This window comes from Christiangramia lutea (assembly GCF_022489035.1).
In the GTDB taxonomy this organism is placed as follows: domain Bacteria; phylum Bacteroidota; class Bacteroidia; order Flavobacteriales; family Flavobacteriaceae; genus Christiangramia; species Christiangramia lutea.
Genome location: NZ_JAKVTV010000005.1, coordinates 14,113 through 27,969 on the forward strand (window position 1 = coordinate 14,113; position 13,857 = coordinate 27,969).

Below are 13,857 nucleotides of genomic sequence, written 5' to 3' on the forward strand. Positions count from 1 at the left end.
GTTGTCTTGTTATAAATTTTCGCCAAAAGTATATATTTCAAACGTTTTCGTAAAACCTTTTTTGCAATAAAAAACCCTTCCGTTGTGGAAGGGTTCTGTTTTCCCTGCTTTTTCTATTTTATTTCCAGATCATACGTTGTTTTTCACCATCACGGGTGTAAAATACTATAACGATTGGGTTAGATCTCGTCCTGCTTTGCATGATCTCTTCAACATCTCTAACAGATGTCACTTCCTCACCATTTATCTCTGAAATAATCCCGCCAACCAGATCGGCAGAAGGCAGATTATCAACCAGCATTCTACTGATTTTTACACCATATGGAGCATTATAGGCCTCTAGTTCTTCCGGAGTGGCATTGGCAACTTCAAGACCCAGTGCTGCTACCTGATAGGTATCTAATTTGGAGAGTTTTACATTTACTTCTCTTTCCCGGCCATCTCGCATTAATTTTACAAGGACTTCATCTCCGGGTCTTTTTGAATTAATATACCCGGTAAGGTCTGAGAATTTATTGATATCGATATCATCGATCTTTTTGATGATATCCATCTGCTGAATTCCTGATTTTGCGGCACCGCTTCCGGGAGTTACATCAGCAACCATTACTCCTTGTGATGTACTTAGGTCAAATTCTCTGATTACTTCATCATTTATACTTCTCCCTCTTATGCCTAGAATTCCTTGCTGTACATCTCCAAATTCCATAATATCCTCCACGATCTTCCGGGCATTGTTTGAAGGAACAGCAAAAGCATATCCTATATAACTTCCGCTAGGTGAGCTGATAGCGGTATTAATTCCAATTAATTCACCATTAATATTTACAAGAGCACCTCCGCTGTTTCCTGGATTTATGGCAGCATCGGTTTGAATGAAAGATTGTGGAGAATTGTCTCTCATGTTTAGATCCCTTGCCTTGGCACTTATAATTCCCGCCGTAACGGTAGATTTCAAATTGAACGGATTTCCGACAGCAAGTACCCATTCTCCCAACTGAGTATTATCTGAATCTCCAAACGGAATATATTGAAGGTTCTCATCCGGGTCTACTTTAATTAGTGCGATGTCAGATATCGGGTCGCTTCCAATTACTTCTGCCTTATAGGTTTTGTTATTATTAAGGGTAACTTCAATTTCACTAGCCCCATCTATAACATGGTTGTTAGTGACAATATAACCATCTGGGGTAATGATCACCCCAGAACCTGCGCCCTGCAAGGCACGGCCGCCCTCATTATTATAGGGGTAGTATTCCCATATACTTCTTGGCCCTCTTTTGAATACTGCCACATTTTTTACGTGGACTACAGCATGAACTGTTTTCTCCGCCGCTTCCGTAAAATCGGCATTGGTACCATATGCTCGTGTGGAATTGGTAGTAGGAATGAAGGAACTGGACGATGAATTTTCCTGTGGCAGAAAATGCTGGGTTCCTTGATCGAAAAATAGTTTGTAACTCCCTAGAGTAATAACGCCCCCTAAGAAAGAAACAAATAGTAAAGTTGCTATTTTTTTCATTTTCGGATGTTTTAATTAATTAAACCTTTTCGGCGTACTGATTATTATGCAAAAATTCTAATTTTAACGACCATTTAACAATCCCGATTTCCTGATCAAAATTGTATATTTGTGCCACTTTCAAAAAGATTTATGAAGCTGACATTCTATAAATATCAAGGCACGGGTAATGATTTTGTGATGGTCGATAACCGTGACCTAGAAATATCCAAAAATGATACCAAATTGATCAATCGTCTTTGTGATCGAAAATTTGGCATAGGTGCTGACGGACTTATTCTTCTGGAAAATTCAGAAGATCCAGAAGACGATTTTAAAATGGTTTATTTTAATGCCGACGGAAAGGAAAGTAGTATGTGCGGTAATGGCGGCAGATGTTTGGTTGCATTTGCCAAATTTTTAGGGATCATTAAATCGACCGCCAGGTTTACTGCGGTAGATGGAGTTCATGACGCAACTATTCAAGAAGGTCTGGTTAGTCTGAAGATGCAGGATGTAAAGAATGTTTTTCAAAATGAAGAATTTCTTTTTCTGGATACAGGTTCTCCGCATCATGTAATTTTTTCTGAAGGCCTGGGAAACAAAAATGTAAAGAAAGAGGGGTCAGAAATTAGATACTCCAGTAGGTATGGAAAAGCAGGAACTAATGTAAATTTTGTTGAAAAGACTTCCTCAGGTTCCTTTTCAGTAAGAACTTATGAAAGGGGAGTGGAAGATGAGACTCTTTCCTGTGGGACGGGAGTTACTGCGGTAGCGATCGCGTCTTACGAATCTGGAAAGACTACTTCCGAAAATGTTAAATTACTTACTCCGGGAGGAGAACTTTCTGTAACTTTCAAAAAGACGGCAGACGGCTATTCTGATATTTGGTTATCAGGCCCGGCAATGCTGGTCTTTAAAGGTGAAATTCAATGTTAACATTACAGGGGCAGAAGGTATATTTACGAGCTCTCGAGCCAGAAGATCTTGATTTTGTTCATAAGATCGAAAATGATGAGGATTTCTGGGAAATTAGTTCGACGCAATCTCCTTATTCCAAATTTCTTATCAGGCAATATATAGAGAATGCTCACCGTGATATTTACGATATTAAACAATTAAGACTGGTGATCTGCACAAAACGCGGCCGACCGGTTGGTTTGATAGATGTTTATGATCTTGAACCAAAGGATAAAAGAGCAGCTATTGGTATTCTAATAGCGAACAAAAAAGACAGGAAAAAGGGTTTTGGTGCTGAGAGTCTTTCCTTGCTATGTAATTACTGTTTTACCCACCTTGGTTTGCATCAGGTATATGCAAATGTCACCGAGGGTAACCAGGAAAGTATGAAGGTTTTTGAAAATAATGGTTTTAGAAAAATAGGTCTGAAAAAAGACTGGACGCTGTTCAACGGTAAATATAAGGATGAATGGCTATATCAATTAATTAACAATGTACATTAGAAAAATAATTATAGCTGTAGCTATCCTGGGAGTGATAGCATTCGGGATTTTTGGTTACTATATTTATAACAGCGTTTTCTCATCCAATACGAATTTCGATTCCGGTCAGGAAGTGGTCTATATTCCAAGTGATGCTAATTTCCAGACCGTGATAGATACCCTTAGGCCTTTATTAAAAGATCCGGAAGCCTTTCAGTTGGTGGCGCAAAAGAAAGGTTATGACAGTAATGTGAGACCTGGAAAGTATTTCCTGGAAAAAGGAATGACCAATAATGAGCTGGTAAACAGGCTTAGAAGTGGTAATCAACCGGTGAAGGTGATATTCAACAATCAGGAGAGGCTGGAAGATCTTGCGGGAAGGATTTCAGAGCAGATCGAGGCAGATAGTGCTTCATTAATTCAAACTTTCAAGGATCCTGAATATCTTGCTAAAAGTGATTTTAATGATAGAACGGCTTTGGGAATGTATATTCCAAATCAATATGAGTTCTACTGGAATACTTCTGCGGAAGAGTTTCGAGCAAGAATGGAAAAGGAATACAGCCGTTTCTGGAACGAAGAAAGGCTTTCAAAGGCAAAGGAAATAGGTCTAAGTCCGAAGCAGGTAATTACCATGGCTTCAATTGTTCAGAAGGAAACAGCAAAGGTTGATGAGCGTCCTAAAGTGGCCGGAGTATACATGAATAGGTATAAAAATGGCTGGAAGCTCGATGCCGATCCAACAGTTATTTATGCTATTAAAGAAAAGACCGGGAATTTTGATACTATCATAAAAAGGGTTCTCTATAAAGATCTTGAACTGGATTCTCCTTACAATACTTATAAATACAGGCAAATTCCACCCGGACCCATCTGGATGCCAGATATTTCTTCTATCGATGCTGTGCTAAATTATGAGGATCACGATTTCTACTATTTTGTAGCAGATGTGGAAAATTTCGGCTACCATAAATTCGCAAAAAATCTTGCTCAGCATAACCGTAATAAGCAGGAATATATTCGTTGGATCAATAAACAAGGAATAAAAAGATAGGCTAGTCTTTTATCGTGTTTTATTAACCTTTTGACCCTCAGTAAGTTATAATTTAGTTAAATGAAATATAACTTTAAAAAACCTTTAACAGCCTGTTATTCAAATTATTGATTTTTGTTATACATTTGCCCGGCGAATATGAAAGGGGCACGACTTATGTTATAGGTGTGCCGGTAACCTTTCAAAAACCAAAATGATGAGAAAGAAAATTGCAAAATTTTCAATCTTGCCCCTGGCAGCGGGCTTTGTTTTTTTTAGTTTTTCAACTAAAGATGCTGCAAAACTAGATCTGGAGAATTATTCCACTTATGATCTGGAATTAGATTATACAGTTCCAGACCTCAGAGATGAAATAATTCCAGAATTTAAAGTAGATCAAACTTCACCTATCCTTGGGAAGTCCTATGTTGGTTTTAAGGAAGCTCTTGCTTTTAAAGAATCAGGAGGTGATTACAAAACTATTAACGAATACGGGTATCTTGGTAAATACCAATTCGGGGAAGGTACTTTAAAGCTGGTTGGTGTTTACGACACGATTAGTTTTCTTAATTCCCCCGCCTTACAGGAAGCTGCTTTTTATGCCAATGCATCCAGGAATAAGTGGATATTGCAAAGGGATATCAAACGTTTTGTGGGTAAAACCATCAATGGAGTAGAGATAACTGAATCTGGGATACTAGCCGCGGCTCATCTCGCCGGTCCTGGAAGTGTTAAGAAATACCTTCGCAGCTGGGGAGCTCAGGCATTTAGCGATGCCTTTGGAACCACTATCAAAACTTACATGAAGCGTTTTGGAGGTTATGATGTTTCTTTTGTAAAAACAGAAAAGAATTCCAGGGTAGACTTCGATAAATTATCGGTCTAAATATCCTTCTGAATGATAAAAATTGCTGGTCTTTTATGAAGATCGGCTTTTATTTTTTTCCATTCCGATGCTGTTGCTGTTTTTATGAACTCGCTTTTTAAGGTAAGGTCGCAGGCTACACATATACGTGTCGCCGGATGAAGATTTTGAATTAGATCTTCCAGGAATTTCATGTTCCTATAAGGCGTTTCAATAAAAATTTGAGCCTGATTTTTTTCTGAAGAGATGCGTTCTAATTGTTTGATCTCATGTTTTCTTTCTTTCTTATCAATTGAAAGATAGCCGTGAAAAGTAAAGCTTTGCCCGTTCATTCCACTGGCCATCATGGCAAGTAAAATAGAGGAGGGACCTACAAGTGGAATTACCTGAATGTTGAAACGGTGAGCCAATTTTACGATTTCGGCACCGGGATCGGCTACTCCGGGACAGCCGGCTTCACTCAATAATCCCATATTTTTACCTTCTTTGGCCGCATTTAGAAATTCGGGGATTTCCGAAGCTTCGGTAAATTTGTTGAGACCGTGTAATTTTAAGGTTTGCTGGGATTTTTCCGGAAGTATCTGTTTGATGAACCTTCGAGCAGATTTTTCATTTTCTACTATAAAATCGTCAATACCGTCGATTATAGTTTTATTGAAAGACGGAAATACCTGGTTTTCATTAGATTCTCCCAGGTGTACCGGGATAAGATATAGTTTTCCTGTTTCCCGATTTGAATTCATAGGGTCCCGTTATTCAGCTTTTGGGCAATTTGCTCGCAGGCTTCATTCAGCATATGATAAACATTTTCGAAACCTTGTTCACCACCATGATATGGATCTGGCACATCAACATTTTCTGAAGGGAAGATCTCATTCAGGATCAAATGTACTTTTTGGCGATCCTCATCGGTTTCCGCCATAGACATTACATCCCTAAAATTTGAGTTATCCATCACGAAAATATGATCGAAATCTTTAAAATCGTCCTCTGAAAATTGCCTTCCCCGCTGGTTGGTAATATCTAAATTATTTTTCCTGGCAATGGCGATGGAGCGACCGTCTGGTTCAGAACCAATGTGCCAGCTACCAGTACCCGCAGAATCTACGAATACTTTAGTTTGATCTACTTTAGATTTTAGAATACCTTCGGCCAGGGGTGATCTGCAAATATTGCCGAGGCACACCATTAATACCCTGGTTTTCATAAAATGTTAATTATAAGGTGAGTTTTTTATTGAGGTCTTCAACGAATTTTTTGAACTGCTTATCTGTAGCTGCCAGGTTATCTACAGTTTTACAGGCATGCAAAACAGTAGCATGGTCGCGACTTCCAATTTGAGATCCTATGCTTGCCAGGGATGCCTTGGTGAACTTTTTAGCAAAGAACATCGCTATTTGCCTGGCCTGTACAATGTGTCTCTTCCTGGTCTTAGACTGCAGAGTGTCTACATCCATCTGGAAATATTCGCTTACCACTTTCTGGATATAATCTATTGAAACTTCTCGTTTTGTATTCTTAACGTAGTTATCAACAATCTTCTTTGCCAGTTCCAGGGTGATATCTTTCTTATTGAAAGATGAATGGGCGATCAAGGAAATAATAGCCCCTTCAAGTTCCCTGATGTTCGTCTTGATATTATTTGCAAGGAATTCCACAATATCCTCTGGCATTTCAACGCCGTCGCGGTAAAGTTTGTTCTTGATGATTGAAACACGGGTTTCAAAGTCAGGATGCTGAAGTTCAGCTGAAAGTCCCCATTTGAATCGGGATAGTAAACGCTGTTCTATATCCTGCATATCTACAGGAGCCTTGTCACTGGTAAGGATTACCTGTTTTCCATTCTGATGCAGGTGGTTAAAGATGTGGAAAAATACATCTTGTGTTCCCGCCTTTCCTGAAAGTAACTGGATATCATCTACTACAAGAACATCGATGATCTGGTAAAAGTGGATGAAATCATTTCGGTTATTTTTCTTTACAGATTCTATATACTGCTGGGTAAACTTTTCAGCGGAGATATAAAGCACTGTTTTTTCTGGATATTTATCTTTTATTTCAACCCCTATCGCATGAGCAAGGTGTGTTTTTCCTAATCCTACGCCTCCGAATATTAAAAGAGGGTTAAAAGAGGTTCCTCCGGGCTTGTTCGCTACAGCCAGCCCTGCCGATCTTGCGAGTCGGTTAGATTCCCCTTCCAGGAAATTTTCAAAATTATAGTTAGGATTTAGCTGAGACTCGATCTTTACATTCCTTATTCCTGGAATTATAAACGGATTCTTAAGTTCCGGACTTTTATTCTTAATAGGAACATCTACTTCCTGAGAAGCCATCTGTGACCTTTGTGTACTTGGAATTTTCTCGGTAAACGGTAATTTATTACCATAAGTATTCTCCATTTTGATCACATAAACCAGTTTGGCATTTTCACCTAATTCACGCGTAAGTGAGACTTTTAGAAGCTTAACATAATGTTCTTCCAGCCACTCGTAGAAAAACTTAGATGGCACCTGTATGCTTAGGGCACAATCTGTTAGTTTCACTGCTTGGATAGGTTCAAACCATGTTTTGTATGCTTGAGGTGTAATGTTATCCTGAATAAATGACAGACAGTTATTCCAAACCGATTGCGCAGTTTTTGACATTCTTTGTTAGACGTTAATTTAGGTTAGTAGTAAGTTATTTGTCAGAGACTGAATCAACTAATTTCTCCAACTCGAGCGGAACAAATATGTGAACAAAAAATGTAAAAAAAAACCATTTTAGGGTTGAATTTTAAGAAAATTTTATGCATACTTACTTCCGAGCCTGAATATAAAAAACCTTTCTCAGAAAGGCTATTTTTTTTACATGAAATCACACGAAACTTTTGTTAAAGTCCGATATGCTGAAACCGACCAGATGGGCGTGGTGCATCACGGAAATTATCCGCAATACCTTGAAATTGCCCGTATTAACTGGTTGGACTCCTTAGGGATCTCTTACAAAAGTATGGAAGAGGAAGGGATAATGTTGCCAGTATTCGAATTAAATTTAAAGTATCACAAACCAATCACTTTCGATGAGAATTTGAAGATTGTAACGCGATTGCGGGAAACCCCAAATGTTAAAATTATCTTTGACTATCTGATCTTCAATGAGAGCGGTGAAAAGGTGACTTCGGCTACTTCAATTTTAGTTTTTATGGATGCAAAATCTCGTAAACCTATTAGGTGTCCTCAGTATATTTTTGATAAGCTTGAAGATTAATCTTCGAGTTTGGAAATTTCTACTTTATAGGTATTGTCGAATTTAGAAAATATGCTTTCGGCTTCTTTTTTTCTTACCGCAATATATATTCTGCAGTCTATCTCAAGCTTTTGATCTATCACATTTAAATTGTTTTGTTTAATCACCTGCATGACCTTGTTCATCTCGGGGTAATCGAACTTTACAATAAAAACTTCGTCAATGGTTCTCTTTATAATGTCTGAAGCTTCAAGAGCCATTTGTGCAGCCGTTTTGTAAGCATTAATTAGCCCGCCAACCCCAAGTTTTACTCCTCCGAAATAGCGAACCACTACAATAAGTATATTGGTTACATCAAAAGATTGTATTTGCCCGTAAATTGGCATTCCGGCCGAGTTTGAAGGTTCTCCGTCATCATTAGCCCGGTATTGATGATCTTCCTTACCAATTTGCCAGGCATAGCACCAGTGCCTTGCTTTATGGTGTTTGGCTTTAAGATCTTCCAGGTGCTTATTTGCTTCAGCCTCAGATTTTATGGGAAAGGCATAACCAAAGAACTTTGAATTCCTGTCTTTAAAAAGGACCTCTGGAGATTCTTTGGTAATGCTTTGATAAGTATCTTTCATATCGCGCTATTTGCTACAAGAATTATACTAAGAATCGCCAGCCCTAGTCCTATCCAGTTTTTCCTGATAAGTTTTTCCCGGAATAATACGATCCCAACTAAGGTTGAAATGGTAACTATGGCCACATGATTCATGGTGAATATGGTTGAGCTGTCAAAACCTTCGCTTCGAAGCGCCATTACCAGGAAATATATTGAATAATAATTGGGAATGCCCAGGGCTATTCCACCGAGTATATTTCTAAAAGTGATCTTCAGTTTTCCCATTATGCCTTGAACTATTAAGATGATAACTCCAATGGTTCCTGCGGTGGCGAAAATCGTTGAAGAAAAAAGTCCTACATCGGTCTCTGAAACATAAGTTGTTTCCAGGTATTTCAAACTGGTGTCTATAATTCCACTTCCCAGGAATACCAGAAGAGGGAAAACCAGGTTTTTGCTTTTAATACTAATGCCTTCCTTGCTTTTTATAGAAGTTAGGTAGACCGCAGCCAGGGCAAGGATGATCCCTATGATCTTTAGCAGCCCGGTGCTTTCATTATAAAGAAAGATTCCGCATAATACGGGAATAGCTACCGACATCTTTGTGGCTACTGCAACTACAGATAAACCGCTTTTCTGGGTAGTGATCGCCGCGAGGTTAAAAACTGTAATAAAAAGCACTCCTAGCATCAAGGCTCCAGGGAACCAGTTTTCACCTGGTACGTGGCTAAAATCAGATCCTTCTATATATCCGAAAAACCCCACGGTGCAGGCTACAAAATAATTTACAATGATGGCCTGTAGGGTGTTAACCCCAAATATTTTGTACAATCTGAAAACCACAAAAATTATGGTCGAGGATAGAACGCTTAATAGCAGGTAGATCAAAATAGCTCTTTTTTGGTAGTGAACAGATCGATTACATCTTCGCGAGTTGGTTCTATATTCCAGGTGTGGAATCCCAGGCGTGAAGCTGTTTCTGTATTTTCGAAGGTGTCGTCTATAAAAAGACTGTCTTTGGCTTCAATATTCTGTTGTTCCAGGACATATTCGAAAATATCTGTATTTGGCTTCCGCATCCCGATTTCGTGGGAAAGGTAAAAGGCGTCAAAGCATTTTTTGAATTCATCATAAAATGGAACATTTCTCTTTATATGTTCAATATGATTCTCATTCGTATTACTTAAAAGAATGAGTTTGTACTCCTTCTCTTCCGATAACTTTTGAAGGAATCTGAATCTATATTCCGGAAAATCGAGAAGCATGGAATTCCATGATTTTAGAAAATCACCTCTCTGTAGCTGTGGGAATTGAGTCCTGTAAAGATCTGAGATTTCATCTGAAGTTACGAAACCCTGTTCATATTCTCTATTTTTCGCCGAAATAGACTCCGGAAGGTCTTCTATATTCATTTCTCTCAACTTTCGGAGTGTGCCTTCCTTATCTAAATTGATAAAAACATCACCAAAGTCAAATATTATGGTCTTGATCATTCTTGTAAATTTTTAAACTGTCCCCGGAAATTTTTGTTTCGGAAAATAATTTTCCACTGATATCAGGGACTTTTACGCCAGATTTAAATTCAGATTTTCCTGTAAAAACCCGCGCCTCATCCCATACACCAGAGTCAATGAACTGCTGCAAGGTCATTCTGCCGCCTTCGATGATCACAGATTGTAGTTCATGTTTATAAAGTATCCTGCATATCTGTTCCGAGATATTATTGGAAAATTCTATGCTTTCGTAGATTAGGTTGTTTTCTCCTGGTCTTTCTGGTATTTTTTCACAGAGGACTATTGTTTTTTGTTCTCCTCTCAAAATGGAGAAATCACCAGGTGTTTTTAGGTCCTTGTCAATTAGAATCCTAACCGGATCATTTCCCGTCCATTTTCTAACATTTAAAGAAGGATTATCTTTTAATGCTGTATTTGTTCCAACCAGGATAGAAGATTCTTCACTTCTCCATTTATGTACCAGCTGGCCGGAGTATTTATTGGTGATCCAAACCGGTCGGTTGTCATCTTTAGATTCGGGTGCAATAAAACCGTCTTCAGTTTGTGCCCATTTCAGGATGATATAAGGTCTTTTCTTTTTATGGAAAGTAAAGAACCTTTTATTTAGTTCCAGGCATTCATTTTCCAAAACCCCAACATTTACCTGGCATCCGGCATCCATCAGTTTTTTGATTCCCCTTCCTGCAACTTTCGCGAAAGGATCCATAGTGCCAATCACAACCTTTTTAATTCCTTTTTCTATAATTAGATTACTACATGGAGGGGTTTTACCAAAATGGCTGCAAGGTTCCAGGCTTACATAAATGGTTGCGTTTTTAAGCAACTCTTTATCCTTTACAGAATTAATAGCGTTTACTTCGGCATGAGCGTCACCTGCTTTCCTGTGCCAGCCCTCACCAATAATAAGGTCGTTATGAACAATAACACTTCCAACCATAGGGTTGGGATAAGTATTTCCAAGGCCGTTTTGAGCCAGTTCGATACAGCGTTTTATGTATTTTTCCTGTATATTCACGTCACAAAAATAGAATTAATTAAGAAGAATGAGTACCTGGACAATACGTGAAATTGAATCTAAAGACAATCAGGAGGTTAAAAAATTAATACAGGATGTACTTGTCGAAATGGATGCGCCAAAAGAAGGGACGGCATATGAAGATAAGTCATTGGATGATATGACGGAGACTTATAGTGAGAGAGGGAATGTATATTTTGTTGTTGAAGAAAACGATAAGATCATTGGGGGTGCCGGGATTGCTCCTTTGGTCGGGATGGAACTGGAAGTTTGTGAGTTACAAAAAATGTATTTTCTTCCTGAGGCCCGTGGTCGTGGAATAGGGATGGAAATGATCAATCAATGTCTCGAATTCGCGCGCAAGAACGGTTTTGAAAAATGTTATATAGAAACGCTTCCCTCGATGGAAAATGCTCGCAGACTTTATGAAAAAAGTGGTTTTATCATCCTGCCTGGTCCCATGGGAAATACGGGTCATTATAACTGCAGCGTTTTCTTACTTAAAGATATTTAAGACAAATTGCTTATTTCACAATTAAAAATCCAGTTTCTGGAAGACTTAGAAGATGAATTTCCGGTTACTGAAATCGAATCTTTTTTTTATATCTTAACGGAAGAATACTTAGGATTGCGAAGAATAGATGTAGCGATGAATCCTGAAATTGAAATTTCTGAATCTCAATTAGCCAGATTTCAAAAAGCAATACTTCGGCTAAAAGATCATGAGCCGGTGCAATATATTACCGGGAAATCTGAATTCTACGGAAGGGAATTCCTAGTAAATAAAAATGTGCTTATCCCCAGGCCCGAAACTGAAGAACTCGTGGATTGGATTATCTCCGACCATAAAAAGGCAAATCATAAATTGCGGATATTGGATATTGGAACCGGCAGTGGTTGTATTCCTGTAACGCTTGCCCTTGAATTATCAGGATCGAAGGTAACATCAATAGATATATCAGACGAAGCGATAATCCAGGCCTCTAGAAACGCTGAATTGAATAACTCCAAAGTCAATTTTCTGAAAAAGGATATTCTCGCTGAAAATTCTTTAGATAGTGAATTCGATATTATTGTTTCCAATCCCCCTTATGTAAGAGACCTGGAGAAAAAGGAAATGCAAAGGAATGTACTGGATTTTGAACCGGAAGCGGCACTGTATGTTCGTGATGAAAACGCACTTATCTTTTACGAAAAGATCTCAAGCCTTGCCGGAACTGCACTTAAAGATAAGGGAGTTCTTTATTTTGAGATCAATCAATTTCTTGCTGAGGAGACCAAAAATCTGGTTGAAAACTTCGGTTTTGAAGCTGAACTGAAAAAGGATATTTTTGGGAATTACCGTATGTTGAAGGCGGTTAAGATTTAAGTATGAGTGAAAATTTAAATGAGATACATAACCTGGCAGTTTTTTGTGCTAGTAGTTCGGGAAACGATAGTCAGATATTTAAGACCGCTTATGAAGTGGGGAAGTTGATGGCAGAGCAGGATATAAGGCTGGTCTATGGAGGTAGTAAACTGGGTTTAATGGGCCAGGTTGCTCAAGGAATAATGGACCATCAAGGAAAAGTGACCGGTGTAATCCCAGATTTTCTGAAGACCAAGGAAGTGGTGCATGACAGTCTTGATAGGCTTATCACCACACAGGATATGCATGAACGAAAATTGACCATGAATGAGCTAAGTGATGCCTTTATCGCTCTTCCCGGAGGTTTTGGAACATTTGAGGAATTATTCGAGATCATTACCTGGGCGCAGCTAGGACTGCATCGTAAACCTATCGGACTTTTAAACATTGGTGGTTTCTATAATGATCTAATTAATATGCTTGAGAAAATGTGTGTAAAAGGACTTTTGAAAAAGGAAAACCTTGATATATTGCTGGTTTCAGATAATTTTGAAGATCTTTTAGGGAAAATGAGGAAATTTGAGCCGAAACCGGTTCCAAAGTGGATGAACAAAAATCAAGCCTGATCATGAGAATTACCAGATTAACCATTTTTTCTTCAAATATTAAAGATCAGCTTGAATTCTATAGAGATGAGCTGGGTTTTGAAATTTTGAACTATTCTGAAAATAGTTTTGAACTAAAGGCAGGATATTCTGTTCTAAGATTTGAACATAAAGAAGAAGCGACACCTTATCATATAGCTTTTCACATACCAGACAGGCAGGAAAATGAAGCTTTAGAATGGCTGGAGCGCATAGTTCCAATACTTAAATTTAATGAGGATAAGATCATAGATTTCCCGAACTGGCAGGCAAAATCGGTGTATTTTTATGACCATGATAAAAATATCATGGAATTGATATCCAGGAGGGAATTCAGCAAACCAGATTCTGCCATTTTCAACTCGTCCAATATAGTTGGACTTGCTGAAATTGGTTTGGTGACTAAGGATATAAAAGAAAAGTTTGAAAAATTAAAACTTGAAAGTGAGCTGTCCAGATTCGATGGTGATTTCGACAGGTTCTGTGCTATAGGCGAGGATTCAGGGTTAATTATTACTATAGAAAATTCAAAAAAGAACTGGTTTCCTACCAACGACAAAGCTTTTAGCTCAGATTTTCAACTGGAGTTTGAACATAACTCGAAAAAATATCAACTGGAATTCAGCGAAGATAAGCTCAAAATTTCGGAAATCTAATACC

The 13,857-nt window shown here is 38.3% G+C and carries 17 protein-coding genes; 9 read left to right on the top strand and 8 right to left on the bottom strand.

Annotated elements, in window-relative coordinates; genetic code table 11:
* Positions 1-118: 118 nt before the first annotated feature.
* Positions 119-1,522, bottom strand: coding sequence for a trypsin-like peptidase domain-containing protein (locus ML462_RS13405; RefSeq protein ID WP_240714341.1), 1,404 nt, complete (start codon positions 1,520-1,522; stop codon positions 119-121).
* Positions 1,523-1,654: 132 nt separating this feature from the next.
* Between ML462_RS13405 and dapF the strand changes: the two genes are divergently transcribed.
* From dapF to ML462_RS13425, 4 genes are all read left to right on the top strand, one after another.
* Positions 1,655-2,440 carry a diaminopimelate epimerase gene (gene dapF, locus ML462_RS13410; protein WP_240714342.1) on the top strand — a complete coding sequence of 262 codons (786 nt, stop codon included), beginning with the start codon at positions 1,655-1,657 and terminating at the stop codon, positions 2,438-2,440.
* Positions 2,434-2,964 carry a GNAT family N-acetyltransferase gene (locus tag ML462_RS13415; RefSeq protein WP_240714343.1) on the top strand — a complete coding sequence of 177 codons (531 nt, stop codon included), beginning with the start codon at positions 2,434-2,436 and terminating at the stop codon, positions 2,962-2,964. The genes dapF and ML462_RS13415 overlap by 7 nt, the downstream gene beginning before the upstream one ends.
* Positions 2,954-3,997, top strand: a complete 1,044-nt coding sequence (mltG, locus tag ML462_RS13420) for an endolytic transglycosylase MltG (protein WP_240714344.1) — start codon at positions 2,954-2,956, stop codon at positions 3,995-3,997. The genes ML462_RS13415 and mltG overlap by 11 nt, the downstream gene beginning before the upstream one ends.
* Before the next feature lie 196 nt (positions 3,998-4,193).
* A complete protein-coding gene (locus ML462_RS13425) occupies positions 4,194-4,862 on the top strand; it encodes a lysozyme family protein (RefSeq protein ID WP_240714572.1) in 669 nt (222 codons plus the stop codon).
* Here ML462_RS13425 and ML462_RS13430 read toward each other — a convergent pair.
* The 3 genes from ML462_RS13430 to dnaA are packed head-to-tail and all read right to left on the bottom strand — an operon-like array spanning position 4,859 to position 7,486.
* Positions 4,859-5,584 (bottom strand): SAM-dependent methyltransferase, encoded by a 726-nt coding sequence (locus ML462_RS13430; protein ID WP_240714345.1) that lies wholly within the window; start codon positions 5,582-5,584, stop codon positions 4,859-4,861. The genes ML462_RS13425 and ML462_RS13430 overlap by 4 nt on opposite strands.
* Positions 5,581-6,048, bottom strand: a complete 468-nt coding sequence (locus ML462_RS13435) for a low molecular weight protein-tyrosine-phosphatase (RefSeq protein WP_240714346.1) — start codon at positions 6,046-6,048, stop codon at positions 5,581-5,583. The genes ML462_RS13430 and ML462_RS13435 overlap by 4 nt, the downstream gene beginning before the upstream one ends.
* A gap of 10 nt (positions 6,049-6,058) precedes the next feature.
* Positions 6,059-7,486: a chromosomal replication initiator protein DnaA gene (gene dnaA / locus ML462_RS13440; RefSeq protein WP_240714347.1), complete on the bottom strand. Its 1,428-nt coding sequence runs from the start codon at positions 7,484-7,486 to the stop codon at positions 6,059-6,061.
* A 205-nt stretch (positions 7,487-7,691) separates the two neighbouring features.
* On the opposite strand from dnaA, the gene ML462_RS13445 reads away from it, so the two are divergent.
* Complete coding sequence (locus ML462_RS13445) at positions 7,692-8,090, top strand: acyl-CoA thioesterase (protein ID WP_240714348.1); 399 nt, start codon at positions 7,692-7,694, stop codon at positions 8,088-8,090.
* On the opposite strand, the gene ML462_RS13450 is transcribed toward ML462_RS13445, so the two are convergent.
* From ML462_RS13450 to ribD, 4 genes are read right to left on the bottom strand one after another with little or no spacing between them, the layout of a single operon-like run.
* Complete coding sequence (locus tag ML462_RS13450; RefSeq protein WP_240714349.1) at positions 8,087-8,695, bottom strand: IMPACT family protein; 609 nt, start codon at positions 8,693-8,695, stop codon at positions 8,087-8,089. The genes ML462_RS13445 and ML462_RS13450 overlap by 4 nt on opposite strands.
* A complete protein-coding gene (locus tag ML462_RS13455) occupies positions 8,692-9,564 on the bottom strand; it encodes an EamA/RhaT family transporter (RefSeq protein WP_240714350.1) in 873 nt (290 codons plus the stop codon). The genes ML462_RS13450 and ML462_RS13455 overlap by 4 nt, the downstream gene beginning before the upstream one ends.
* The gene (locus ML462_RS13460; protein WP_240714351.1) at positions 9,561-10,169 is read right to left on the bottom strand and encodes an HAD family hydrolase; all 609 of its coding nucleotides are present in this window, start codon (positions 10,167-10,169) and stop codon (positions 9,561-9,563) included. The genes ML462_RS13455 and ML462_RS13460 overlap by 4 nt, the downstream gene beginning before the upstream one ends.
* Positions 10,147-11,205 carry a bifunctional diaminohydroxyphosphoribosylaminopyrimidine deaminase/5-amino-6-(5-phosphoribosylamino)uracil reductase RibD gene (ribD, locus tag ML462_RS13465; protein WP_240714352.1) on the bottom strand — a complete coding sequence of 353 codons (1,059 nt, stop codon included), beginning with the start codon at positions 11,203-11,205 and terminating at the stop codon, positions 10,147-10,149. Before ribD ends, ML462_RS13460 begins: the two co-directional genes overlap by 23 nt.
* Positions 11,206-11,233: 28 nt before the next feature.
* On the opposite strand from ribD, the gene ML462_RS13470 reads away from it, so the two are divergent.
* The 4 genes from ML462_RS13470 to ML462_RS13485 are packed head-to-tail and all read left to right on the top strand — an operon-like array spanning position 11,234 to position 13,853.
* Positions 11,234-11,719, top strand: coding sequence for a GNAT family N-acetyltransferase (locus tag ML462_RS13470; RefSeq protein WP_240714353.1), 486 nt, complete (start codon positions 11,234-11,236; stop codon positions 11,717-11,719).
* Positions 11,720-11,725: 6 nt separating this feature from the next.
* Positions 11,726-12,574: a peptide chain release factor N(5)-glutamine methyltransferase gene (gene prmC / locus ML462_RS13475; RefSeq protein ID WP_240714354.1), complete on the top strand. Its 849-nt coding sequence runs from the start codon at positions 11,726-11,728 to the stop codon at positions 12,572-12,574.
* 2 nt (positions 12,575-12,576) lie between these two features.
* Positions 12,577-13,179: an LOG family protein gene (locus ML462_RS13480; protein WP_240714355.1), complete on the top strand. Its 603-nt coding sequence runs from the start codon at positions 12,577-12,579 to the stop codon at positions 13,177-13,179.
* Positions 13,180-13,181: 2 nt separating this feature from the next.
* The gene (locus ML462_RS13485; protein WP_240714356.1) at positions 13,182-13,853 is read left to right on the top strand and encodes a VOC family protein; all 672 of its coding nucleotides are present in this window, start codon (positions 13,182-13,184) and stop codon (positions 13,851-13,853) included.
* Positions 13,854-13,857: the final 4 nt, after the last annotated feature.

What these genes read in the sequence shown, in the direction of transcription:
- ML462_RS13405 (WP_240714341.1), bottom strand. Translation starts at nt 1,522, where the DNA reads ATGAAAAAAATAGCAACTTTACTATTTGTTTCTTTCTTAGGGGGCGTT.
- dapF (WP_240714342.1), top strand. Translation starts at nt 1,655, where the DNA reads ATGAAGCTGACATTCTATAAATATCAAGGCACGGGTAATGATTTTGTG.
- ML462_RS13415 (WP_240714343.1), top strand. Translation starts at nt 2,434, where the DNA reads ATGTTAACATTACAGGGGCAGAAGGTATATTTACGAGCTCTCGAGCCA.
- mltG (WP_240714344.1), top strand. Translation starts at nt 2,954, where the DNA reads ATGTACATTAGAAAAATAATTATAGCTGTAGCTATCCTGGGAGTGATA.
- ML462_RS13425 (WP_240714572.1), top strand. Translation starts at nt 4,194, where the DNA reads ATGAGAAAGAAAATTGCAAAATTTTCAATCTTGCCCCTGGCAGCGGGC.
- ML462_RS13430 (WP_240714345.1), bottom strand. Translation starts at nt 5,584, where the DNA reads ATGAATTCAAATCGGGAAACAGGAAAACTATATCTTATCCCGGTACAC.
- ML462_RS13435 (WP_240714346.1), bottom strand. Translation starts at nt 6,048, where the DNA reads ATGAAAACCAGGGTATTAATGGTGTGCCTCGGCAATATTTGCAGATCA.
- dnaA (WP_240714347.1), bottom strand. Translation starts at nt 7,486, where the DNA reads ATGTCAAAAACTGCGCAATCGGTTTGGAATAACTGTCTGTCATTTATT.
- ML462_RS13445 (WP_240714348.1), top strand. Translation starts at nt 7,692, where the DNA reads ATGAAATCACACGAAACTTTTGTTAAAGTCCGATATGCTGAAACCGAC.
- ML462_RS13450 (WP_240714349.1), bottom strand. Translation starts at nt 8,695, where the DNA reads ATGAAAGATACTTATCAAAGCATTACCAAAGAATCTCCAGAGGTCCTT.
- ML462_RS13460 (WP_240714351.1), bottom strand. Translation starts at nt 10,169, where the DNA reads ATGATCAAGACCATAATATTTGACTTTGGTGATGTTTTTATCAATTTA.
- ML462_RS13470 (WP_240714353.1), top strand. Translation starts at nt 11,234, where the DNA reads ATGAGTACCTGGACAATACGTGAAATTGAATCTAAAGACAATCAGGAG.
- ML462_RS13480 (WP_240714355.1), top strand. Translation starts at nt 12,577, where the DNA reads ATGAGTGAAAATTTAAATGAGATACATAACCTGGCAGTTTTTTGTGCT.
- ML462_RS13485 (WP_240714356.1), top strand. Translation starts at nt 13,182, where the DNA reads ATGAGAATTACCAGATTAACCATTTTTTCTTCAAATATTAAAGATCAG.